Below are 22574 nucleotides of genomic sequence, written 5' to 3' on the forward strand. Positions count from 1 at the left end.
GCCATGCGTACATCCCGAAGGACCCCGACAGACGGTTCGCAGCCGTCGCCGGCCCCGGTGCGGGGCCGCCGTGCGCACGCCGGATCGCCGGCCGACGAAGGCTCCCGTCGCTCCGGCCGCGAGGAATCCGCCGACGCGGAGCCGAGTGACCTGCCCCCGCGCGCGAAGACCTGGAGTCTGCGCCCTCGCACCGTGCGAGCGAAGATCGTCTGCCTGCTCATGGTCCCGGTCGTCTCCTTGCTCGCACTCTGGGCGCACGCCACCGTCACCACAGCGCAGGACGTCTCCCGGTTGCGCCAGTCGCAGCGTGTGGACTCCCAGGTGCGCGCCCCGGTCGCCGCGGCCGTCGCCGCGCTCCAGGATGAACGGGCCGCAGCCGTCCGTAACGCCACACGCCCTGCCGCCGACCGGGAGAGAGACATGGAGAAGCTGGCGGCACGCACCGACCGGGCCGTGGCGAAACTCCGGCTCGGAGACGGCAGCACCGTCGCCGACAGCGGGGAACTGCCCGCGGGGGTGGCTGGACGTCTCGAAACCTTCGTGACCGGGGCCGAGCGACTCCGCTCCCTGCGGACCGCCGTACTGGACCGCAGGACCGGCTGGGACGAGGTGTACCAGCGGTACACCCGGGCCATCACGACGGCCTTCGGCGTGAGCGGAGCGCTCACCGGCATCCAGGACGCGGAGTTCGGCTCCGACGCGCGCGTACTGCTTGAGTTCTCCCGCGCGGGAGAGGCCCTGGCCCAGGAGGATGCGATCCTCGACGGCGCCAGGCTCGCAGGGACCCTCGACGGGCATCGGTCGCGGATGTACACCGGCGCAGTCGACACCCGCAGGCTGCTCACCGACTCCGCTGTGGCAGATCTCCGCCGACCGGCACGAGCCGCCTGGCAGGACGTCGCGGAGGGCGGTGTCTACGCCGACATGACGGCCGTCGAGGACAAGGTGCTTGCCACCTCACCTGGCGCAAAGGCGCTCCAAGCCGTGCACGGGGCGACATGGAACGCGGCCCACGCACGCGTACAGGACGACATGCGGACCATCGAGGAGGATGCCCGCCGTGGCGTCGCGGACCGGGCCGACCCCCTCCGCCGCGGCCTGCTCTCACCAGCAGGTGCCGCGGTCCTCCTGGGGCTCGCAGCCGTGGCCGCGTCACTGGTCATCTCCGTACGCATCGGGCGCGGTCTCGTCATCGAACTGGTCACCCTGCGCAACAGCGCCCTGGAGATCGCCCGGCGCAAACTCCCGCACGCCATGCGGAAACTGCGGGCCGGAGAGGAGATCGACGTCCGTGCCGAGGCCCCGCCCGGGCCACCGGCCGTGGACGAGGCCGGGCAGGTCGCGGAAGCCCTGACCACCGTGCACCGTGCCGCCCTGCACGCCGCCGTCGAACGCGCGGAGCTCGCCGGGGGCATCTCCGGCGTCTTCGTCAACCTCGCCCGCCGCAGCCAGGTCCTCGTCCACCGCCAACTGACCCTGCTGGACAGCATGGAGCGCCGCTCCGAGGACCCGAACGAGCTGAGCGACCTCTTCCGCCTCGACCACCTCACGACGCGGATGCGGCGCCACGCGGAAAGCCTGATCATCCTCTCGGGGGCCGCCCCCGGCCGGGCCTGGCGCATGCCTGTCTCCTTGACGAACGTGGTGCGGGCGGCCGTCTCCGAAGTGGAGGACTACGCGCGCGTGGAGGTACGACAACTCCCGGAGACCCTGGTCGTCGGAGCCGCGATCGCCGACCTCACACATCTTCTGGCCGAAATCGTCGAGAACGCAGCCCAGTTCTCCCCGCCCCACACCAGGGTGCGGGTCACCGGCGAGCCGGTCGGCAACGGGTACGCCGTGGAGGTCGAGGACCGCGGTCTGGGCATGGGCAAGGAGACGCTCGCTGAGGCCAACCGCCGTATCGAACAGTCCCAGGCGCTCGACCTGTTCGACAGCGACCGCCTGGGCCTCTTCGTGGTGAGCAGGCTCGCCGCCCGCCACGGCATCAAGGTGCACCTGCGGACCTCACCCTACGGAGGCACCACCGCGGTGGTCCTGATCCCCATGGCGCTGCTGCACACGGTGAAACCGCACACGGGCGCGGAGGAACGTTCCGGTGCCCGTCGGCCGGGGGCGGAACGACGTGCCGAACGCCCGGCCGAACGCGAGTACGCGCGCGTGCCCGGCCCCGCCCCCCGACATGACTCCGTGGAGGCACACATCGAGCGACCCGCACTCGTCCAGCCCGTGGGCGCCCCGGCGGAGGCTTCGGCGGACGGCTCGCACGACGACACCCCGCCCGAGGTCATCACCCTGCGCCTGCACCGCCCCTCCGACGATGCCGAGCCCTCCGGCGACGCCGAGCCGTCCGACGATGCCGAGCCGTCCGACGAACTCCCGCGGCGCGTACGGCAGGCCAGCCTCGCACCGCAGTTGCGCGAAGAACGCGCCGCAGAGCACGCGGACCCGGTCACTCGCCGGGACGACGCCGAGGAGCGCACCCCCGAAGCGGTACGGGACCGGATGGCGGCCTACCGCGCCGGGTGGGCCCGCGGTGGCGGACGTTCCCCCGGCCTCCGTGCGACCCCCGGCCCCGCAGAGGCCAGTGACAGCAGCGAAGGAGACCGCGCATGATCCATGACCCGGGCACGGGGGCCGCAGCACGGGCCGGTGAACTCGACTGGCTGCTGGACGACCTGGTCGTGCGGGTCGCCGAGGTGAGACACGCCGTCGTGCTTTCCAACGACGGGCTCGCCGCGGGCGCGTCCACCGGCCTCAGACGCGAGGACGCGGAGCATCTCGCCGCGGTCGCCTCCGGCTTCCACAGCCTGGCCAAGGGCGCGGGCCGCCACTTCGGGGCCGGCGGGGTACGGCAGACCATGGTGGAGATGGACGACGGCTTCCTGTTCGTGGCCGCCGCGGGCGAAGGCTCCTGCCTCGCAGTGCTGAGCACCGTCACCGCCGACATCGGCCTGATCGCCTACGAGATGGCACGCCTGGTCAGACGAGTGGGCGAGCACCTCTACTCGGCTCCGCGCATGGCCACTCGTCCGCCCGCGGCCGGGTGAGAGAGGGGACGGCACAGATGACCGAGGACCGGGCAGTCACCCCCGAGCAGCCGGGCAGTCAGTGGTACGACAACGAGGCGGGGCCGCTCGTCCGCCCGTACGCGATGACGGGCGGGCGCACCCAGCCTGGGTCCACCGGGGTGCGCTTCGACCTGATCGCCCTCGTCACACTCGATACCGGGGCACCCGAGGCCGACGCCGACACCGCGCTCGGCCCCGAACACCGGGCCCTTTTGGAACTCTGCCGGACCGAAACCCAGTCGGTGGCCGAACTGGCCGCGGGCACCGACCTGCCTGCCGGTGTGGTGCGCGTGCTCCTGGGCGACCTGCTCGAACTCGGATGTGTGACAGTCAGCCGCCCCGTGCCGCCCGCACAACTGCCCGACGAGCGCATCCTGCGCGAGGTCATCGATGGACTGAGGGCCCTGTAGATGAGGAATCACCGCTCCTGGCGAGCCGGTCGGATGCGCGGTCCGACCCATCGAATCCGACCCATCGAATCCGCCTTACCGGATCCGACTTGTCGAAGGAGTGCGGCAGCTGCCGCGCCCCTGCCTCCCCGCGCCTGCCTTGACGTGGCCTGTTGCCGGCACTCCCGAGAGAAGTGAACGATGGTCCCCGAACACTCCGATGCCGGCAGCGGTGAGACGGCCGCCCTGGCGTTGAAGATCCTCGTTGCCGGCGGCTTCGGCGTCGGAAAGACCACCCTGGTGGGCGCGGTCAGTGAGATCAGGCCGCTGCGCACCGAGGAACTGTTGAGCGAGGCGGGCCAGGCGGTGGACGACACCGTCGGCGTGGACCAGAAGGTCACGACGACCGTCGCCATGGACTTCGGACGCATCACCATCAGATCCGGCCTGTCGCTCTACCTGTTCGGCACGCCGGGACAGGACAGGTTCTGGTTCCTGTGGGACGAACTCGCGCAAGGAGCCCTCGGCGCCGTCGTCCTCGCGGACACCCGGCGGCTCGAGGACTGCTTTCCCGCGGTGGACTACTTCGAGCACCGGCACATCCCCTTCGTGGTGGCGGTCAACTGCTTCACGGACGCGCGCACGTACGGCGCTCACGAAGTGTCACGGGCCCTCGACCTCGACCGGGGAACACCCGTGGTGCTCTGCGACGCCCGTGACCGTGACTCGGGGAAGGAGGTGCTGATACGTCTCGTCGAGTACGCCGGACGGGTGCACACCGCCCGGCTGCTCGACTCGGTCGGCTGACGTGGACCACCTCGGCGCAGGCCCTGCCGACCTGCGCCGACTTGTGATGACCCGTTCAGTCGGTCCCGTTGAGTCAGTCCCGTTCAGTCAGTCGGAGACCGAGGCCTCCGCGAGAACCTTCTCGATCCTCACGCGGACGACGAGTTCGCCGGGCACGCCGTTGCGGTCCGCGAACTCCTCGGCGCGTTCCTCACCCATGTACCGGTTGCCGATCCGTCCGGCCCAGAGCCGGACGTCGTCCAGGTCCTCCGAGATCCGGGCATGCCCCTGCAGGACGACATACGCGAACGGAGGCCGGTCGTCGTCCACGCACAGGGCCACCCGGCCGTCGCGGGCCAGATTCCGTCCTTTGACTGTCTCCTTCCCTGTATTGAAGACCAGGTCGTCCCCGTCCAGGAGAAACCAGATCGGCGCCACATGGGGGCGTCCGTCGGCCCGGACGGTCGACAACTTGCCGGTGCGGGTTCCGTGCGAGACGAATGCCCGCCATTCCTCATCGGTCATCTTCTGTGCCATGCCCCCATCCTCCTTGCCCGGACGGCGACGGTGGGGAAGGCTGGTCGATCGGATCCTCCGGCCAGGGGGAGCCACACATCCACGGGGAGACGGACCATGGCTGAGAACCAGGGACTCGACTGGCTGCTCGACGACCTGACCCAGCGTGTCGAGCACATACGCCACGCACTGGTGCTGTCCAACGACGGGCTGGTGACCGGGGCGAGCACAGGTCTACGGCGGGAGGACGCCGAACATCTCGCCGCCGTCTCATCGGGCCTGCACAGTCTGGCCAAAGGCTCCGGCCGGCACTTCGGCGCGGGACGGGTCCGCCAGACGATGGTCGAGTTCGACGACGCGGTGCTCTTCGTCACGGCGGCGGGCACCGGCAGCTGTCTCTGCGTACTCAGCGCGGCGGAAGCCGACATCGGCCAGGTCGCGTACGAGATGACACTGCTCGTCAATCGTGTCGGTGAGCATCTCCACGTCGATGCGCGACAGCCGGAACACTCCCCCTCCGTAGACATCTGACCTGCGCAGACGTCATCGCGATCGAGGTTATCCACAGGCTCGGAGCGAGAAGCGGCGAAGCGGCTACGGTTTTCCTCGAAGCAAGCGCACGCAACCGCGCACCGCTGCACGGGGGAGAACCACCATGTCCGGAAAGACCAGCACGCAGACCGTCATGTCCGTGTCCGACTCGAACGGGCCTGCCGACCTCAAGACTGCCGAGACCAACTCTGCCGACACCAAGCCTGTCGACGTCAGGAGCCCGTCCGACGCCGTCACGAACGCGCCTGGCGCCCTCGCGTCGCGACCGACACTCGCGAAGAGCCGCGCCGCGCGAGAACTGGAGCTCAAGCGAGGCGAGTTCGACCTCGCAGTACGCCTCGGGCGCATCCGCACGGTGCCTGACGAAGGCGCCGGAGGCCATCGCGTCACCCGCGCGGAGATCGACAGGGTGAAGTCCGAAGAAGGTTTTCCGGAAGTCCTCAGGGAACGCGTCAAAGCGGTCGGTACCTCCGAGGGCGCGGCCCTCATGAACATCACGGCCGCTCGGTTCACCCGCTTCGCCCGCCTGGGCCTCGTCGTTCCCGTCAAATACTATTTGAATCGCTACCGGGCCGTGGTGTGGCTGTATCTGGCCGAGGAACTGCGGCAGTTCGCCGACAACAAGGAACACGCGCCGCTGATGAACGGCCGGGTGCCCGAGAGACTGCGTGACCAGTTGGACGCGGGCCTGGATCTGCGGGCCCGGAACTGGCGAGGGCGGCACCTCGGGTTCGCGCTCCGGCAGACCGAGGACCCGTGGGCACGTGTCGCGGCCGTCGCGTCGCTGCTCGATCCCATTCAGGTCGCCGAGATCGTCTCTGATCCCTACGAGCGCGCCTACATGGACCGGTACCGGCCCGACCAGGACACCCACGGCGCGCCCGATTCGCCCTCGGCCCGCATCACCGCCCGGATCATGACAGCGGTGGACCCGGACGAGATCAGCTGGCTTCGCGCCGACTTGGCGAACGGGCTGGAGGAGGCACGAGACCATCGGCCCGCCCCACGACCGACGACGGAGCCCGGGGCTCCGCCCGTGGATCACGACCGGCCGGCCCCGCTCGGGGTGCGCCGACCGCCGATTGAGCACCGAATGCCGACAGAGCACCGACGGCCCGCTGCGCTGCGGCAGGCCACCAAACTGCGGCACCCGGCGGATGTACGACAACTCACCGAAGTACGACGACCAACCGAACTTCAGCACCCGGTCTCGCTCCGACACCCGGTCCCGCTCCGGCGCCCGGCCGAGCAGCCGCAACCCGCCGAGCAGCGACAGCCGGCCGAGGCGCAGCAGGCGGTCGACAAACCGGAGCGCCCCAGGGGCCTCCTCGGCCGACTGCGACGCAGACACCCGTGACGCGACTCGTCAGCTCTCCAGCTTGCGGAACAGCCCCTCCTGGACGACGGAAACGAGCAGGCGTCCCTCCAGGTCGTAGATACGGCCCCGGGCCAGACCCCGGCCGCCCGTCGCGATCGGAGACTCCTGGTCGTACAGGAACCACTCGTCGGCGCGGAACGGCCGGTGGAACCACATGGCGTGGTCCAAGGAAGCCATGTCGAAGCCGCGCTGGCCCCAGAGGGGTTCCACCGGGATGCGGACGGCGTCCAGGAGAGTCATGTCGCTCGCATAGGTGAGCGCGCAGGTGTGCACCAGCGGGTCGTCGCCCAGCGGGCCGACGGCACGCATCCACACGGCGCTGCGCGGTTCGGCGTGCTCGATCTCCTCGGGAGTCCAGCGCAACCGGTCCGCATAGCGAATGTCGAAAGGCTGACGCCGGGCCATGCGCTCCAGCGTCTCGGGGAGCGCGCCCAGATGCTCCTTGATCTCCTGAGTGACGCTCGGAAGCGACTCGGGATCCGGGACCTCGCGGGCCGGCGGCAGCTGGTGCTCGAAGCTCCCTACCTCAGGCTTGTGAAAGGAGGCGGTGAGATTGAAGATCGTGCGGCCCTGCTGTACGGCTGTGACGCGGCGCGTGGTGAAGGACCGCCCGTCCCGCACCCGTTCGACCTGGTACACGATGGGCACGCCCGGCCGGCCCGGACGCAGGAAGTACGCGTGCAGCGAGTGCACGGGCCGTTCCGCGTCCGTGGTACGGCCGGCGGCGACGAGGGCCTGGCCGGCCACCTGTCCCCCGAAGACCCGCTGCAGGGATTCCTGCGGGCTGAGGCCACGGAATATGTCGACCTCGATCTGCTCCAGGTCGAGCAGATCGACGAGTCGTTCCGCTGGATTCGTCATGAGTCCCGTTCTCCTGTACTCACAGCTGGCCGACGGCGGTGACCTTGACGACCGCACGTCCTTCGGTATCGGAGGCCACGAGATCGACTTCCGCGCTGATGCCCCAGTCGTGATCGCCGTTCGGGTCGGCGAAGGCCTGCCTCACCCGCCACAGACCGTTCTGCGGCTCCTCCTCGATGAGCAGGAGCTTGGGGCCGCGTGCGTCGGGACCGGTGCCGAGATCGTCGTACTCGTCCCAGTACTTGTCCATCGCCTCGCCCCAGGCGTCGGTGTCCCAGCCGGACTCGGCGTCCATCTCGCCGAGTTCCGAGACATGGTCGAGGGCGGCGAGTTCGACGCGCCGGAACATGGCGTTGCGGACGAGGACCCGGAAGGCGCGCGCGTTGGCCGTGACCGGTTTGACCTGGTCGGCCCTCTCCTGAGCCTCCTCGGCCGTCATGACCTCGGGGTTGGCGAGCTGTTCCCACTCGTCGAGGAGACTCGAGTCGACCTGACGCACCATCTCGCCGAGCCAGGCGATCAGGTCCTCCAGGTCCTCCGACTTCAGGTCGTCCGGGACGGTGTGGTCCAGGGCCTTGAAGGCGCTCGCCAGGTAGCGGAGCACGATGCCCTCGGTGCGGGCAAGCTCGTAATAGGAGACGAACTCCGTGAACGTCATGGCCCGTTCGTACATGTCACGGATGACGGACTTCGGAGAGAGCGGGTGGTCGCCCACCCACGGATGGCTCTTGCGGTAGGTGTCGTACGCGTGGAAGAGCAGCTCTTCCAGCGGCTTGGGGTACGACACGTCCTGGAGCCGCTCCATGCGCTCCTCGTACTCGACACCGTCCGCCTTCATCGCCCCCACGGCCTCGCCGCGGGCCTTGTTCTGCTGGGCTGCGAGGATCTGCCGAGGGTCGTCCAACGTGGACTCCAGGACGGACACCATGTCCAGGGCGTACGAAGGGGATTCGGGGTCCACGAGCTCGAACGCGGCAAGAGCGAAGGTCGACAGCGGCTGGTTGAGGGCGAAGTCCTGCTGCAGGTCGACGGTGAGGCGCACGACGCGGCCCTCGGCATCGGGCGTGTCGAGTTTCTCCACGATTCCGCCGTCGAGGAGCGAGCGGTAGATGGCGATCGCCCGCCGGATGTGCCGCAGTTGCTGCTTGCGCGACTCGTGGTTGTCCTCCAGCAGATGACGCATCGCGGCGAAGGCGTTGCCGGGTCGTGCGATCACCGACAGCAGCATCGTGTGCGTGACCCTGAAGCGCGAGGTCAGCGGCTCCGGAGCGGACGAGATCAGCTTCTCGAACGTGGTGTCCGTCCACCCGACGAAGCCTTCCGGGGCCTTCTTGCGCACCACCTTGCGACGCTTCTTCGGATCGTCGCCCGCCTTGGCGAGGGCCTTCTGGTTCTCCACGACGTGCTCGGGAGCCTGCGCCACGACGAAGCCCGCCGTGTCGAAGCCCGCCCGGCCGGCCCGACCGGCGATCTGGTGGAACTCCCGAGCGCGCAGCGTCCGTACGCGAATGCCGTCGTACTTCGCCAGCGCGGTGAACAGCACGGTGCGGATGGGTACGTTGACGCCGACGCCGAGGGTGTCCGTGCCGCAGATGACCTTCAGGAGACCGGCCTGCGCCAGCTTCTCCACCAGACGGCGGTACTTGGGCAGCATGCCGGCGTGGTGCACACCGATGCCGTGCCGCACGTAACGGGAGAGGTTACGGCCGAACTTGGTGGTGAAACGGAAGCTGCCGATCAGCTCGGCGATCTGGTCCTTCTCCTCACGCGTGCACATGTTGATGCTCATCAGTGCCTGCGCCCGTTCCACGGCCTGCGCCTGGGTGAAGTGCACGATGTAGACGGGCGCCTGCCTCGTCTCGAGAAGCTCGGTGAGCGTCTCGGTGAGCGGCGTCAGCTTGTACTCGTAGGAGAGGGGCACAGGACGGGTCACCGAGCGGACCACAGAGGTGGGACGGCCGGTCCGCCGGGTCAGGTCCTCCTCGAACCTGGAGACGTCGCCGAGCGTCGCCGACATCAGGATGAACTGAGCCTGCGGCAGTTCGAGGATCGGGATCTGCCAGGCCCAGCCCCGGTCGGCCTCGGCGTAGAAGTGGAACTCGTCCATCACGACCTGGCCGACGTCGGCTCGCTTGCCGTCGCGCAGCGCGATCGACGCCAGGACCTCGGCGGTGCAGCAGATGATGGGGGCGTCGGAGTTCACGGACGCGTCGCCGGTGAGCATGCCCACGTTCTCGGTGCCGAAGATCTTGCACAGCTCGAAGAACTTCTCAGAGACGAGCGCCTTGATCGGCGCCGTGTAGAAGGTGACCTCGTCACGGGCGAGCGCCGCGAAGTGCGCACCCGCGGCGATCATGCTCTTGCCGGACCCCGTGGGGGTCGACACGATCACGTTCGCACCCGAGACCACCTCGATCAGCGCCTCCTCCTGGTGGGGATAGAGCGTGAGACCGCGTTCCCCGGCCCACGACTCGAAGGCTTCGTAGAGGGCGTCGGGATCTGCGGTCTGCGGCAGCTGATCGATAAGGGTCACACCCCCATCTTGCCTGTCATCCCACCCGATGAGGGAATCGGATGCGGGGCCGAAGATCACGAACGCTACGCTGTGTCGTCGGCCACGTGCCAGCGCACTTGGGTAACTGGCAACCAATACAAGAGGAATGGGGCGGGGCACGGCGATGATGGGACCAGCACACTCACTGTCCGGGGCGGCGGCCTGGCTGGGCGTCGGAGCGGCGGCAGCGGCCGCCGGTCACACGATGCCCTGGCCGGTCCTCCTGACCGGCGCGCTGATCTGCGCGGGCGCCGCGCTCGCCCCGGATCTGGACCACAAGGCCGCCACCATCTCGCGGGCCTTCGGACCCGTCTCACGGGGCCTGTGCGAGATTGTCGACAAGCTCTCGTATGCCGTCTACAAGGGGACGAGGAAGGCCGGCGACCCTCGTCGTTCCGGCGGGCACCGCACCCTGACTCACACCTGGCTGTGGGCGGTGCTGATCGGTGGCGGGGGTTCGGTCGTCGCGATCACAGGAGGCCGCTGGGGGGTTCTGGCTCTTCTGTTCGTGCACATGGTGCTCGCCATCGAGGGGCTGCTCTGGCGGGCGACGCGTGGTTCCAGCGCCGACGTCCTGGTCTGGCTGCTGGCCGCTACGAGTGCGTGGATCGTCGCCGGAGTGCTGGACAAACCGGGCAACGGCTCGGACTGGCTGTTCGCGGCACCGGGCCAGGAGTATCTGTGGCTCGGACTGCCGATAGTCCTCGGGGCACTGGTGCACGACATCGGGGACGCGCTGACGGTGTCGGGCTGCCCGATCCTGTGGCCGATCCCGGTCGGCCGCAAGCGCTGGTACCCCATCGGACCGCCCAAGGTGCTGCGGTTCAGGGCCGGCAGCTGGGTGGAGCTGAAGGTGCTGATGCCCGCGTTCATGGTGCTGGGCGGGGTGGGCTGCGCGGCCGCGCTCAACTTCATCTGACGGATTCATCTGACGGACCGCGCCGGAGGGACGGGTGCCGCCGCCGGCCGCCCGGGCGACGGCGCCACCCGCGGCGTGGCATCCTCAGCCCGCTGGGTTCCAGCGCGCCGGCAGCCCGCTGGGTGTTGCCGCCTTCGGTCGCCGGGCGTGCCCGTCCCGGCGGGGTCACGTCGCGTCGGCGCCGTCCGATGCCTTGCCCTGGCCCCCGCTGCCGTACCGCTTCTCGAAGCGGGCGACCCGTCCCTCCGTGTCGACGGTCCTGGCCTTGCCCGTGTAGAAGGGGTGGCTCTCCGAGGAGATCTCCACATCCACGACGGGGTACGTCCGGCCGTCGTCCCACTCGATGGTCTGGTCGCTCGCCGCGGTGGACCGGGTCAGAAAGGCGTACCCGGCGGCGCGGTCACGGAAGACGACAGAGTGGTAGTCGGGGTGCTTGTCCTGCTGCATGAGTGCTCCTTGCGTGGGGGAGGGGTGCGCGGACAGGGGGACAGGGCGAGGACGGGGACGGGGCAAAGAGACGGGGTCAGCCGGACAGGGAGTCCTCGTCGACTATGTGCATGGCGGCCTCCTCCGCCGAGGCCGCCGCTCCGTCGATGCCCACGTCGGTGGCGATCAGCCCGCTCTCCCCGTCCTCGTGCGCGCCTTCGTCGGGGGCCACGAGACGTCCGGAGCGGATGGCGCCCACCTCGTTGTCCAGGGGTTCTCCGTCCGAGTCGGGGCAGTCTCCGATGCCGTCGCCGTCGGGCGCGGCGACGTCCGCAAGTTCTTCCGCGAGCCGTTCGTCGAGGGTCTCGCCGCGGTGCCGTTCGGCCGCTGTCACGTCGTTGCGTTCGACTGCCCAGGGCCGTTCCGGAGGTGACCAGCCCCGGTCCAGCGGGTCGTTCACGCCGTCGGTTTCCAGAGTGTCCTCGGCGTCCAGCAGCCCGGCGTCGTCCTGAACCTCGGATCCGTCGGGCTGGTAGACGTCGTCTCCCCATCCGTCGGCGCTGTCCACGTCCACGGGTACCTCCAGGTGGTGCGGGCCGGCCAGCTGTCACCGCGTTCGGCGGCGGATGCGCGGACCGCTCGGCCCAGGTCTCGGCTCTACGGAACACACAGAACCGGACGGTTCACGGGCGCTCCCCGAGCCGGTACCGGTGTCCACACTTCCACCCCTCTTCGACACCGCGCAACGGCACGGAGTCCGGTCGAGCGCGGCAGTCCGCTCATCAGGGACGGGTGCGAGCCGGCGCGGCGGGCGTGTCGCTCACCCGTGCCAGGACCGCCACAGTGCCGCGTACGCGCCGTCCGCGGCGACCAGCTGGTCGTGGCTGCCGAGTTCGCTGATGCGGCCGCTCTCGACGACGGCGATGACGTCCGCGTCGTGCGCGGTGTGCAGCCGGTGGGCGATGGCGACCACGGTGCGGCCGTCCAGGACGCGGGCCAGCGAGCGCTCCAGGTGCCGGGCCGCTCGCGGGTCGAGGAGCGAGGTGGCCTCGTCCAGGACCAGCGTGTGCGGGTCGGCGAGCACCAGGCGGGCGAGCGCGATCTGCTGGGCCTGGGCCGGCGTGAGCGCGACACCGCCCGAGCCGACCTCGGTGTCGAGACCGTCGGCCAGCGCCCGCGCCCAGCCGTCGGCGTCGACCGCGCCGAGGGCGGCCCACAACTCGGCGTCGTCGGCGCCCGTACGGGCGAGAAGCAGGTTGTCACGCAGGGCGCCCACGAACACGTGGTGCTCCTGGTTGACCAGCGCCACATGGGAACGGACCCGTTCCGCGGACATCCGGGACAGTTCGGCGCCACCCAGTGTGACCTGGCCGGAGCGCGGTGCGTAGATCCCGGCGAGCAGCCTGCCCAGCGTGGACTTGCCCGCGCCGGAGGGGCCGACCAGGGCCAGCCGGGTGCCGGGAGCGACATCGAGGGAAACCTCGCGCAGCACGTCGACGCCCGCCCGGTAGCCGAAATGCACCCCCTCCGCGTGTACGTCACGCCCGTCGGGGGCCAGCGACGCGTCGCCCGCGTCCGGCTCGATGTCACGGACGCCCACCAGGCGGGCCAGCGACACATGAGCCACCTGGAGCTCGTCGTACCAGCGCAGGATCAGACCCACCGGGTCGACCAGCATCTGCGCGATCAGGGCGCCCGTCGTCAGCTGGCCCACCTCGATCCAGCCCTGGAGGACCAGGTACCCGCCGATCATCAGGACCGAGCCGAGGACCGTGACGTGCGTGGCGCTGACGACCGGGAAGAGCACCGACCGCAGCCAGAGGGTGTAGCGCTCCCAGGCGGTCCACTCCCGGACCCGCCGGTCCGACAGCGCGATGCGGCGCACGCCCAGACGATGCGCCTCGACGGTACGCCCGGCGTCCACGGTCTCGGCGAGCACGGCGGCCACGGCCGCGTAACCGGCGGCTTCGGAGCGGTAGGCCGATGCCGCGCGCTTGAAGTACCAGCGGCAGCCGACCACCAGAATCGGGACGGCGACCAGCACCGCGGGCGCGAGCGGCGGCGCGGTCACGACGAGGCCGCCGAGCAGCAGGGCCGCCCACACCACACCGATGGCCAGCTGCGGCACGGCCTCGCGCATGGCGTTGGCCAGCCGGTCGATGTCCGTGGTGATCCGGGACAGCAGATCCCCCGTGCCCGCCCGCTCCAGGACGCCGGGCGGCAGCCCCACCGCCCGCACGAGGAAGTCCTCGCGCAGGTCCGCCAGCATCCGCTCGCCGAGCATGGCCCCGCGCAGCTGTACCTGGCGTACGAAAACGGCCTGGACGACCAGGGCGAGGGCGAACAGCGCGGCGGTGCGCTCCATGTGCACTTCACGCGCGGCCGCCGCGCCGTCGGAGACGTGCTGGACCAGGGAGCCCAGCAGATACGGGCCGACCATCGAGGAGACGACGGCCGCTGTGTTGACGGTGACCAGCAGCAGGAAGGCCCGGCGGTGCCGCTGGAACAGTTCGGCCACGTAGGCGCGTACGGTCGCGGGGGCGCCGACGGGCAGGGTCTCTGCGGTCGTCGGGGCCGCCGGGTCGTAGGCCGGTGGCGCCACGCCGATCATGCTGTCTCCTCGATCTCTTCCAGTTCCTGCTCTTCCAGTTCCTGCAGACGGCTCTCCCGCAGGCGGCTCAGTTCGTGCGCGGCGGCCTCGTCGTCGGTCTCACGGGTCACCACCGCGCGGTACCCCGCGTCGCTGTGCAGCAGTTCGCGGTGGACGCCGACCGCCGCCACCTCGCCCTCGTGGACGAGTACGACCCGGTCCGCACGGTCCAGGAGCAGCGGCGACGAGGTGAAGACCACCGTCGTGCGTCCCTGGCGCAGCGACCGGATGCCGTCGGCGATCCGCACCTCGGTGTGCGAGTCGACCGCGGACGTCGGTTCGTCGAGGACCAGCACCCCCGGGGCCGTGACCAGCGACCGGGCCAGTGCGAGACGCTGGCGCTGGCCGCCCGACAGGGAGCGGCCGCGCTCGGTGATCCGGGTGTCCATCGGGTCGCCGGCGTCCAGTGCCCCCTGGGCGAGCGCGTCCAGGACGTCACCGCACTGCGCCGCGGACAGCGCCTCCTCGGGGGTGACGTCTCCCGAGGCGGGCACGTCGAACAGTTCACGCAGTGTTCCGGAGAGCAGGACCGGGTCCTTGTCCTGGACGAGGACGGCACTGCGTGCGGAATCGAGCGGCAGTTCGTCGAGCGGTACACCACCGACCAGCGCCGATGGCAGCTCCGAGGAGTCCGCCGTATGACCGCCGAGGCGCTCGGCCAGGTCACCCGCGACATCCGGGTCACCGCACACCACGGCGGTGAGCCGTCCGGCGGGCGCGAGCAGACCGGTCGCGGGGTCGTACAGGTCTCCGGCCGGCACGACAGCCGCACGCGAACCCTCGCCGTCCGTGGACCGCTCCAGCGACAGCACCCGTGCCGCGCGCTTGGCGGACGGCCGGGAGAAGGAGTACGCCATCGCGATCTCGGTGAAGTGCCGCAGCGGATAGCTGAGGATCATGACCGCGCTGTACACGGTGACCATCTCCCCGACGGTGATCCGCCCCTCGCGAGCCAGGTTCACGCCGTGCCAGACGACCGCGATCAGCAGCAGACCGGGCAGCAGGACCTGGATCGCGGAGATCAGCGACCACATGCGGGCGCTGCGCACGGCAGCGTGCCGGACCTCCTGGGAGGCGCGGCGGTAGCGTTCGAGGAACAGTTCCTCACCGCCGATACCGCGCAGCACGCGCAGGCCGGCGACGGTGTCCGAGGCCAGCTCGGTGGCGCGTCCCGCCTTCTCACGCTGGAAGTCGGCGCGGCGGGTGGCCCGGGGCAGCAGCGGCAGTACCGACAGTGCCAGGACAGGCATGCCCACGGCCACGACGATGCCGAGCGCCGGCTGGTAGACGACGAGGGCGACGCAGACGAGCACGATCGTCACCGCGGCCGCGGTGAACCGCGACACGGCCTCCACGAACCAGCCGATCTTCTCCACGTCGCCGGTCGAGACCGCGACGACCTCGCCGGCCGCGACCCGTCGAGTCAGCGCGGAGCCCAGCAGGGCGGCCCTGCGCGCCAGCAACTGCTGGACGCGCGCGGCCGCGGTGATCCAGTTGGTGACCGCGGCCCGGTGCAGCATGGTGTCGCCCAGCGCGATACCGACGCCGCACAGCGCGAGCAGCCCGCCCGCGAGGCCGAGTCGCGCACCGGAGCGGTCCACCACGGATTGGACGGCGAAGCCGACGCAGAAGGGCAGCGCGGACACCGACACGAAGTGCAGCAGCCCCCAGAGCAGGGCCTTCATCTGTCCGCCGAGCTGATTCCGGCCGAGCCACATCAGGAACCGGGGCCCCGAGCGTGCGTCCGGCACACCCGGGTCGGGATACGGAAGGTCTTGGATCTGCATGGCGTCCCAGGGGGCTCGTGGTGCGGAGTGGGGGGAGGCAACAAACCGTGCAAGGTTCGCGTCGCAGCGTGTCCGCAGGCAAACGGTTTTCCGTCGTGAGGCAAAGATTCGGCCCGGACCGCCCGGATTTGGCAGGGAAGCCGAGGGGGCGGGCGCAATCGTCCGGAACGTGGTGCGAACATGGACGACATGCGAATACGCGGCGCGAAGCGCACGACGGCCGTGGCCGTAGCCCTGGGCGCCCTGGTGATGCCCCTGACGGCCTGCGGTGGTTCGGACGGTGGAAGCGGCAAGAAGGGCAACGGGCGGGCGGGCGACGGGTCAGGGTCCGAGCAGGCGCGCACCGTCGACCTCAAGCACATCCCCGACGTGGGGGACAAGCTGCGGAAGCAGATCCCGACCGACTCCCGCCAGGTCGTCGCGGTCTACGGACAGGGCAAGGACTCGGCGGACTCCACGATCGTCCTCTACACCAAGTCCGGCTCCACCTGGGACAAGACCCGCAGCTGGGAGGGGCACAACGGCAAGAAGGGCTGGACGACCAACCACCGCGAGGGCGACAAGCGCAGCCCCGTCGGGGTGTTCACGCTCAGCGACGCGGGCGGGGTCCTCGCCGACCCCGGCGCAGAACTCCCGTACACGGAGTCCGCAGGCTTCCAGGCCCCGCACTACTGGGCCAAGTCGCACTGGAACGACTTCGACTACGTCATCGCCATCGACTACAACCGCGTCAAGGGCACCTCGCCGAACGACCCCACCCGCCCCGAGGGCCAGACCAAGGGCGGCAGTATCTGGCTGCACATGGACCACGGCAGCGGTACGTCGGCCTGCGTGAGCCTGTCCAAGCCGGGCATGAAGTACCTGCTGCGCACCCTCGACCCGGGCCAGAACCCGGTCGTGGTGATGGGCGACAAGGCGGACCTCAAGGCCTGAACACGACAGCCGCTCAGTAGTACTGACGCAGCAACAACTCGGTACTGACGCAGCAACGACTCGGTACTGACGAGCGACGGCTCAGTAGTAGTGGCGCAGCGACGGCCACAGCCGCGACCACGGCTCCGTCGTCCCCGAGCAGAGCCGGACCTCCGCGCCCTGCTCCTCGTTCTCCACCGCGTGGCGGTTGTCCACGCGCGCGACCCGTCGGCGACCGGTGAAGTACCGCTCGATGCCGTCCGACCCCTCCTGAAGGACGAGGAGCACCGGCCCGTCGGCCGAGTCGGGCGGCGGGCCCCAGTCGGCGTAGCTCATATGGCCGGGGTAAGGGCGCGGCAGCCCGCGTGCCGGCCCATAGCGGTCGAGGGCGCCCGCCTCGCCGTAGTTCTGCGTGAAGACGACGGCGCGCGCCCGCTCGCGCGCGGGGATCGCGGACCACCCCCGCGCGCGGCCGCGTCGGCCACCGCCGGCCAACCGACCTGCTCTCCCTGCTCCTTGTTGAGCGCCATCGGCACGGTGAGCGCGTTTTGCGGCAGCACGGGCAGAGTCACCATCGCATTGATCGCGACGGTCACGACGAGGGCCACCACGGGCCACGTACGGCCGTGCCGCCGTGCCCAGCCGACAGCAGGCTCGCAACCCGCCACGAGGCACGAGCAGCAGCGGCACGACGTAGTACCCCTTGCCGCCCAGCGCCAGAACCATCACACACAGCAGCGGGTACGCCACCGCCGTCGCCCGGGCCCACCGCAGCGCCGGATCGCGCCACAGCCGCAGCCAGCCCGCCACCCACACGGGCACGAACAGCGGGGAGAGGTAGCTGAGTTGATCTGGCACGAACAGGACCCGGTTCTCGGTCCCGTCGTCCGTACCGATCCCCTCCGCCACCGTCAGCTGCGGCCAGTCGTGATCGGCCTGCCACCACAGGTTGGGCGCCGCCACCACGAGGGCAGCGGCCATGCCGGCGAGCAGCCACGGGCTGCGCAGCACCCGGCGCGGACCCACCGAGAGTACGGCCGTGAGCAGCGCGACGACCAGCAGCGCCACGAGGTACTTGTTCAGCAGACCGGCTCCGACACACAGGCCGATCGGCAGCCACCACCGCCCGTCGCCGGTACGCAGCAGCCGCAGCGTCAGCCAGCAGATCGCCAGCCACGCCAGCAGATCGAGGCCGGCGGTCGACAGGATGTGTCCGACCGCCAACGGCTGCGCGAAAACCCCCGCGAGCCCGGCGGCAAGCACCTGCGTTCTCCGGCCGCCTCCCAACTCCCGTGCGACGAGGGCGACCACGACGAGCGCGGCGACGAAGGCGAGCGTGGCCGGGACCCGCAGCCCGATGACGGAGTCCCCGAACAACTCGGTGGCGGCCCGGGCGAGGAGCGGAGTCAGGGGCGGCTGGTCCACGTACCCCCACGCCGGGTGATCGCCTGCCGCCAGGAAGTACAACTCGTCCCGGTGATACCCGTACCGGCTGCCAGGCCCGCCACGGGGCCGAGGGCGAACCGAGGCAACTCGCGTGGTGCGCAGTCCGGTTCCCGCTCCACAGCGCCCCCTCGCCACCCGGTCGCACCACGGTACTGACGAGGTCCGGCCCGGTCGAGGTCCTGCCATGGTCCGGGTCGCCTCCCCGAGCCCATGGCTCGCGTTCATGCCCCGAGGCCGCATTGCGGACCGGGCCGACTCCCCGTAGAACACCGGCCATGAGAAGACGGAACATCATGTCCATGCTCGCCGGGGCGACCCTCGTGGCGAGCGCCCTCCTCGGAACGGGACCGGCCTCGGCCGCTCAGCCGCCGCGAACCCCGGCCGATCGGTCGACGGAAGCCGTGGCCACCCGACTCGCCGACCCGCCCGCCGAGTTCGGCACCGACTGGCACGACCCCCTGACCGGCGCCCCGCCCGTCACCAAGCCCGCCGGTACATCCTGCGAAGTGACGGTCACCGAGGCGCAGTTCCGCGACTTCACGCCCTACAAGGGCACGTACGCACCCCCGCGCGGGTGCGGCGACCGCTGGAGCAAGGTCGTGTTGCGTCTCGACGGCAAGGTCAAGGGGCGGCAGTACGACCGGCTCGGATATCTGCACATCGGCGGGGTCGAGGTCTTCCGTACGTCCACTCCGCAGCCCTCGCCCGACGGGATCGAGTGGTCGGTGGAGAAGGATGTGACGCGCTACAGCGACACGTTCCGCGAGGGCCACGACGTCGAGATGCTGATCGGCAACGTCGTCGACGACACCTACACGGGAATCATCGACGTCAAGGTGACACTGACCTTCTACGCGGCCGGGAAGCGGGGCGCGGCCGGGACGACCGCGGCCCCCGACCGCGTCCTCACCCTCCAGGACGGCACCCTCGCCACGCCCCGCAACAGTGAACGCATCGTCGCCGAGGTGTACGCCACGGGGTCGGGCGGCGGCTGCGAGGAGTACTGGTATCTGACGGTGCCCGACGCCGCTCCCTACTCCTGCAAGGCCGCCGACGGCCCCTACCGTGAGGTGCAGGTCGAGGTCGACGGCAGACTCGCGGGCATCGCCATGCCGTTCCCGACCGTATGGACCGGAGGCTGGTCCAACCCCTTCCTCTGGTACGTGATCCCGGGCCCGCGCGCCTTCGACATCAAACCCGTTGAATACGATCTGACACCGTTCGCGGGGCTGCTCAACGACGGCCGCCCGCACCGAATCGACGTCTCCGTAGTGGGCGTGCCCGAGGGGCAGAGCGGTTGGAGCACCCCGGTGAACGTCCTCGTCTGGCAGGACGCGAAGAGCACGCACGTCACCGGGAAGCTCACCACCCACACGGCGGGCGACCTCGAGAACTCCTCGACCTACACACCCGGTTCGGAGCACCGACTCGACACCGGGGCCGGGCACCGGCTGACCGTTTCGGGGTATGTCGACACCTCGCACGGACGCGTAAGGACCATCGTCGATCGCAAGCTGGCCGACACCTCCGTGCACCGCTGGACCGACGGTGAGAGCACGGACGCACTGAAGGCGACCTGGACCGACGACGAGACGGTCACCGTGGACGGACCTGGTCCCGCCAAGGCGATCCGCACGCACCGCACCTACACCATGGACGGCACCACGACGCTCGGCGCGGGTGACCGACTGCGGACGGTGCTGTCACTCGGGGACCGGGCGGCTGTCGTGGAGACGCGGGGCGGTCGGCGTACGGCGTGGTCCCGGCTCGACGACAGTTACACGGGCGACGCGACGTACACGGCGAACGTGCCACGCGACCAGCGGCACGCGGTCGGAACGACCAGCGAGCGCTACCGGCTGTACGGATCGCGCGGCTGCTACGACCGGAATCCGGTCACCGTGCAGGGGACGCTCACCGAGGACCGCTCGGGCTGCTGAGGGGTCCGGTGTGGGACGTGACGACCCCCGATGATTTACCTGCCTGTCACACAGTGGTTTCTTGCGGTAGCAAACTTCCCTGATAGTCATCGATAGTCATCGCTGCGGAATGCGTCTTCCGCATGCCAGAAGTCTGCCTGGAGGAGTGCCCGTGCCGCCGTCCGTACCGTCCCTGCCGCGACGCGTCGCACACATACTGCGTACCTCACTGTTCGCACAGGTCGCCTGTGCGCTCGTGCTCGGAATCGTCGTCGGAAGGCTGTGGCCCGACACGGCCACTGCCTTCCAGCCGCTCGGCGACGGTTTCGTACGCCTCATCAAGACAGTGATCGCACCGCTGGTGTTCTGTGTGGTCGTCGTCGGCATCGCCAAGGCCGGGAACCTGAAGGCCTTCGGGCGCATCGGGCTCAAGGCCCTGATCTGGTTCGAGGTCGCCTCCACCGCCGCGCTGCTCATCGGCCTGATCGCCGCGAACGTCTTCGCCCCCGGGGCGGGTATGAACGTCGACCCGTCGAAGCTCGACGCCTCGGCGGTCGAGGACCAGACCGCGGGCGGTTCGCTGCCCTCGACCAGCGAGTTCATCCTGCACTCGCTCCCCGACAGCGCGGTCGGCGCCTTCGCCGAGAACTCGCTGCTTCAGGTCCTGGTCCTGGCCTGTCTGACCGGCGCCGCTCTGTTGCACCTGGGCCACACCAAGGTGCCCGCGATCCTGCCCGCCATCGAGCAGGCTCAGGAGATCATCTTCGCGATCGTGGGTTTCGTCATGAAGCTCGCGCCGCTCGCCGTCTTCGGTGCCATGGTCCATCTGGTGGGGGAGTACGGCCTCGGAGTCATCGAGACGTACGGCAAGCTCATCGCCCTCTGCTACGCGGTGGCGGCGCTCTTCCTGGTCCTGCTCGGGGTGGCGCTGAAGCTCGTCACCGGACTGAGCCTGTGGAAGTTCGTGCGCTACACGCGTGAGGAGCTGCTGCTCGCGCTCGGCACCGCGTCCAGTGAGACCGTCATGCCCCGCATGATGCAGAAGCTCCGCCAGGCGGGCGCCCGCGACGACGCCGTGGGGCTGGTGCTGCCGACGGGGTACTCCTTCAACCTCGACGGCGCCTCGATCTACCTCTCCGTCGGCACGCTGTTCATCGCGCAGGCCGTGGGCGTGGACCTCTCCCTGGGCCAGCAGATCACCGTCGTCCTGGTCCTGATGCTGACCAGCAAGGGCATGGCGGGCGTGCCCGGTTCGGCCTTCCTCGCCCTGTCGGCGACCGCGTCCGCGCTCGGGGTCATTCCCGCCGGTGCCGTCGCCCTGCTCCTCGGCGTCGACCGCATCATGGACTCGATGCGCGTCGTCACCAACCTGCTCGGCAACTGCGTCGCCGTCTTCGCCGTCTCCCGCTGGGAGGGCGCACTGGACGCGGAGCGGGCGAAGAAGATGCTCGACGGTGAGATCGCCTTCGTGGAGGAGGACGAGGCGCCGGCCGCCGTGGCGCAGGAACCCGCCGAGGGCAGGGCTTCGTTGGCCAAGGAGCCCGCAGGCGAGGTGCGTTGACGGCAGGGACCCGACGCCACCGTTCGGCGCCGGCCCCCGCACCCGGAGATTTGACGCGGGTCACCTCCGCGGTTTCTCACCTCTGCGGCTTCGTCGAATCCACCCCCGGCCGTTTCTTCTTCCACAGCCCGCGGGTGAGGTCCGGGACGAGCCCGAGCCGTATGGACTGCATCATCCGGAGCGGCATGATGCAGTCCATGGCGGAGGCCTCAGCTGAAAGCAGGCCGCAGGCCGCAGATCGCAGTCAGCAGGCCGCCGTCAGCAGTCGCGCTTCGGCTCCCGCGCCGCGCCCGTCCCGTGCACCCCTGCGCCCGTCCCGTCGGCCTCCGTGCCCATGCCGTCGACCAGTGTGTCCAGCAAACCGCCGAGTACCGTGCGCTGCTTGTCCGTGAGGGGAGCCAGGATGTCCTCCGCGGCGGCCCGGCGCGCGCCGCGCAGTTCCCGCAGTGCCTGGCGTCCGTCGTGCGTCAGCTCGATCCGGATGACCCGCCGGTTGGTGGGGTCCGGCACGCGCCGTACCTTGCCGCTCGCCTCCAGGCCGTCCACCAGTGTGGTCACGGCCCGGGGCACCACCTCCAGCCGCTCGGCCAGGTCGGCCATGCGCGGCGGTGAGTCGTAGTGGGCGAGGGTGCGCAGCAGCCGGGACTGGGCCGGTGTGATGCCGAGCCCCCGCGTCTGAAGGTGGCGCTTCTGGATGCGGTGCACACGGCGGGTCAGCCGCAGCAGCTGATCGGCGAGAAGGCCGTCGGCGTCGGGGGTGTCCATGACGGGAACAATATCAGGACCTAGTTCATTGTGAGTATAGGTAACAATGAGCTATGCTCCGTCAATCCTCGTTCCCTCACAC

19 protein-coding genes are annotated in these 22574 nt (G+C 70.1%); 10 read left to right on the forward strand and 9 right to left on the reverse strand.

Annotation, left to right across the window (positions count from 1 at the left end; genetic code table 11):
* Nucleotides 1–3: 3 nt before the first annotated feature.
* From AB0D14_RS35115 to AB0D14_RS35130, 4 genes are all read left to right on the forward strand, one after another.
* The gene (locus AB0D14_RS35115; RefSeq protein ID WP_362787154.1) at nt 4–2616 is read left to right on the forward strand and encodes a nitrate- and nitrite sensing domain-containing protein; all 2613 of its coding nucleotides are present in this window, start codon (nt 4–6) and stop codon (nt 2614–2616) included.
* Nucleotides 2613–3050: a roadblock/LC7 domain-containing protein gene (locus AB0D14_RS35120; protein WP_362787156.1), complete on the forward strand. Its 438-nt coding sequence runs from the start codon at nt 2613–2615 to the stop codon at nt 3048–3050. Before AB0D14_RS35115 ends, AB0D14_RS35120 begins: the two co-directional genes overlap by 4 nt.
* Nucleotides 3051–3067: 17 nt before the next feature.
* Complete coding sequence (locus AB0D14_RS35125) at nt 3068–3481, forward strand: DUF742 domain-containing protein (RefSeq protein WP_362787158.1); 414 nt, start codon at nt 3068–3070, stop codon at nt 3479–3481.
* A 180-nt stretch (nt 3482–3661) separates the two neighbouring features.
* Nucleotides 3662–4267 (forward strand): ATP/GTP-binding protein, encoded by a 606-nt coding sequence (locus AB0D14_RS35130; protein WP_362787159.1) that lies wholly within the window; start codon nt 3662–3664, stop codon nt 4265–4267.
* A gap of 87 nt (nt 4268–4354) precedes the next feature.
* Here AB0D14_RS35130 and AB0D14_RS35135 read toward each other — a convergent pair whose 3' ends face one another.
* Nucleotides 4355–4783, reverse strand: a complete 429-nt coding sequence (locus AB0D14_RS35135; RefSeq protein WP_362787160.1) for a PPOX class F420-dependent oxidoreductase — start codon at nt 4781–4783, stop codon at nt 4355–4357.
* Between the two features lie 96 nt (nt 4784–4879).
* Here AB0D14_RS35135 and AB0D14_RS35140 point away from each other — a divergent pair, with 96 nt between their 5' ends.
* Both AB0D14_RS35140 and AB0D14_RS35145 read left to right on the forward strand, forming a co-directional pair.
* Nucleotides 4880–5293, forward strand: coding sequence for a roadblock/LC7 domain-containing protein (locus AB0D14_RS35140; RefSeq protein ID WP_362787161.1), 414 nt, complete (start codon nt 4880–4882; stop codon nt 5291–5293).
* Between the two features lie 124 nt (nt 5294–5417).
* Nucleotides 5418–6671, forward strand: a complete 1254-nt coding sequence (locus AB0D14_RS35145; protein ID WP_362787162.1) for a DUF6397 family protein — start codon at nt 5418–5420, stop codon at nt 6669–6671.
* A gap of 9 nt (nt 6672–6680) precedes the next feature.
* Here AB0D14_RS35145 and AB0D14_RS35150 read toward each other — a convergent pair whose 3' ends face one another.
* Both AB0D14_RS35150 and AB0D14_RS35155 read right to left on the reverse strand, forming a co-directional pair.
* Nucleotides 6681–7553 carry an acyl-CoA thioesterase II gene (locus AB0D14_RS35150; RefSeq protein ID WP_362787163.1) on the reverse strand — a complete coding sequence of 291 codons (873 nt, stop codon included), beginning with the start codon at nt 7551–7553 and terminating at the stop codon, nt 6681–6683.
* Between the two features lie 19 nt (nt 7554–7572).
* Complete coding sequence (locus AB0D14_RS35155) at nt 7573–10086, reverse strand: DUF3516 domain-containing protein (RefSeq protein WP_362787164.1); 2514 nt, start codon at nt 10084–10086, stop codon at nt 7573–7575.
* 145 nt (nt 10087–10231) lie between these two features.
* On the opposite strand from AB0D14_RS35155, the gene AB0D14_RS35160 reads away from it, so the two are divergent.
* On the forward strand, nt 10232–11026 hold the full coding sequence (locus AB0D14_RS35160; protein ID WP_362787165.1) for a metal-dependent hydrolase: 795 nt from the start codon (nt 10232–10234) through the stop codon (nt 11024–11026).
* 165 nt (nt 11027–11191) lie between these two features.
* Here the strand turns inward: AB0D14_RS35160 and AB0D14_RS35165 are convergent, their stop codons facing one another.
* The 4 genes from AB0D14_RS35165 to AB0D14_RS35180 form a co-directional block, all read right to left on the reverse strand.
* Nucleotides 11192–11473, reverse strand: coding sequence for a type B 50S ribosomal protein L31 (locus AB0D14_RS35165; RefSeq protein ID WP_362787166.1), 282 nt, complete (start codon nt 11471–11473; stop codon nt 11192–11194).
* A 76-nt stretch (nt 11474–11549) separates the two neighbouring features.
* Nucleotides 11550–12020 (reverse strand): DUF5709 domain-containing protein, encoded by a 471-nt coding sequence (locus tag AB0D14_RS35170; RefSeq protein WP_362787181.1) that lies wholly within the window; start codon nt 12018–12020, stop codon nt 11550–11552.
* Nucleotides 12021–12272: 252 nt separating this feature from the next.
* Complete coding sequence (locus tag AB0D14_RS35175) at nt 12273–14063, reverse strand: ABC transporter ATP-binding protein (protein ID WP_362787167.1); 1791 nt, start codon at nt 14061–14063, stop codon at nt 12273–12275.
* Complete coding sequence (locus tag AB0D14_RS35180) at nt 14060–15889, reverse strand: ABC transporter ATP-binding protein (RefSeq protein ID WP_362787168.1); 1830 nt, start codon at nt 15887–15889, stop codon at nt 14060–14062. Before AB0D14_RS35180 ends, AB0D14_RS35175 begins: the two co-directional genes overlap by 4 nt.
* Before the next feature lie 189 nt (nt 15890–16078).
* Between AB0D14_RS35180 and AB0D14_RS35185 the strand changes: the two genes are divergently transcribed.
* Nucleotides 16079–16822, forward strand: a complete 744-nt coding sequence (locus tag AB0D14_RS35185; RefSeq protein WP_362787182.1) for a L,D-transpeptidase family protein — start codon at nt 16079–16081, stop codon at nt 16820–16822.
* Nucleotides 16823–16903: 81 nt separating this feature from the next.
* Here AB0D14_RS35185 and AB0D14_RS35190 read toward each other — a convergent pair whose 3' ends face one another.
* Nucleotides 16904–18226: a glycosyltransferase family 39 protein gene (locus AB0D14_RS35190; protein WP_362787169.1), complete on the reverse strand. Its 1323-nt coding sequence runs from the start codon at nt 18224–18226 to the stop codon at nt 16904–16906.
* Between the two features lie 296 nt (nt 18227–18522).
* Here AB0D14_RS35190 and AB0D14_RS35195 point away from each other — a divergent pair, with 296 nt between their 5' ends.
* Complete coding sequence (locus AB0D14_RS35195; protein ID WP_362787170.1) at nt 18523–20187, forward strand: peptide-N4-asparagine amidase; 1665 nt, start codon at nt 18523–18525, stop codon at nt 20185–20187.
* A gap of 151 nt (nt 20188–20338) precedes the next feature.
* Nucleotides 20339–21727 carry a cation:dicarboxylase symporter family transporter gene (locus AB0D14_RS35200; RefSeq protein ID WP_362787171.1) on the forward strand — a complete coding sequence of 463 codons (1389 nt, stop codon included), beginning with the start codon at nt 20339–20341 and terminating at the stop codon, nt 21725–21727.
* Between the two features lie 258 nt (nt 21728–21985).
* On the opposite strand, the gene AB0D14_RS35205 is transcribed toward AB0D14_RS35200, so the two are convergent.
* A complete protein-coding gene (locus tag AB0D14_RS35205; RefSeq protein ID WP_362787172.1) occupies nt 21986–22492 on the reverse strand; it encodes a MarR family transcriptional regulator in 507 nt (168 codons plus the stop codon).
* Between the last annotated feature and the right edge of the window lie 82 nt (nt 22493–22574).

The sequence above is a fragment of the Streptomyces sp. NPDC048484 genome, from assembly GCF_040651415.1.
In the GTDB taxonomy this organism is placed as follows: Bacteria; Actinomycetota; Actinomycetes; order Streptomycetales; family Streptomycetaceae; genus Streptomyces.

What these genes read in the sequence shown, in the direction of transcription:
- AB0D14_RS35115 (WP_362787154.1), top strand. Translation starts at nt 4, where the DNA reads ATGCGTACATCCCGAAGGACCCCGACAGACGGTTCGCAGCCGTCGCCG.
- AB0D14_RS35120 (WP_362787156.1), top strand. Translation starts at nt 2,613, where the DNA reads ATGATCCATGACCCGGGCACGGGGGCCGCAGCACGGGCCGGTGAACTC.
- AB0D14_RS35125 (WP_362787158.1), top strand. Translation starts at nt 3,068, where the DNA reads ATGACCGAGGACCGGGCAGTCACCCCCGAGCAGCCGGGCAGTCAGTGG.
- AB0D14_RS35130 (WP_362787159.1), top strand. Translation starts at nt 3,662, where the DNA reads ATGGTCCCCGAACACTCCGATGCCGGCAGCGGTGAGACGGCCGCCCTG.
- AB0D14_RS35135 (WP_362787160.1), bottom strand. Translation starts at nt 4,783, where the DNA reads ATGGCACAGAAGATGACCGATGAGGAATGGCGGGCATTCGTCTCGCAC.
- AB0D14_RS35140 (WP_362787161.1), top strand. Translation starts at nt 4,880, where the DNA reads ATGGCTGAGAACCAGGGACTCGACTGGCTGCTCGACGACCTGACCCAG.
- AB0D14_RS35145 (WP_362787162.1), top strand. Translation starts at nt 5,418, where the DNA reads ATGTCCGGAAAGACCAGCACGCAGACCGTCATGTCCGTGTCCGACTCG.
- AB0D14_RS35150 (WP_362787163.1), bottom strand. Translation starts at nt 7,553, where the DNA reads ATGACGAATCCAGCGGAACGACTCGTCGATCTGCTCGACCTGGAGCAG.
- AB0D14_RS35160 (WP_362787165.1), top strand. Translation starts at nt 10,232, where the DNA reads ATGATGGGACCAGCACACTCACTGTCCGGGGCGGCGGCCTGGCTGGGC.
- AB0D14_RS35165 (WP_362787166.1), bottom strand. Translation starts at nt 11,473, where the DNA reads ATGCAGCAGGACAAGCACCCCGACTACCACTCTGTCGTCTTCCGTGAC.
- AB0D14_RS35175 (WP_362787167.1), bottom strand. Translation starts at nt 14,063, where the DNA reads ATGATCGGCGTGGCGCCACCGGCCTACGACCCGGCGGCCCCGACGACC.
- AB0D14_RS35180 (WP_362787168.1), bottom strand. Translation starts at nt 15,889, where the DNA reads ATGCAGATCCAAGACCTTCCGTATCCCGACCCGGGTGTGCCGGACGCA.
- AB0D14_RS35185 (WP_362787182.1), top strand. Translation starts at nt 16,079, where the DNA reads ATGCGAATACGCGGCGCGAAGCGCACGACGGCCGTGGCCGTAGCCCTG.
- AB0D14_RS35195 (WP_362787170.1), top strand. Translation starts at nt 18,523, where the DNA reads ATGAGAAGACGGAACATCATGTCCATGCTCGCCGGGGCGACCCTCGTG.
- AB0D14_RS35205 (WP_362787172.1), bottom strand. Translation starts at nt 22,492, where the DNA reads ATGGACACCCCCGACGCCGACGGCCTTCTCGCCGATCAGCTGCTGCGG.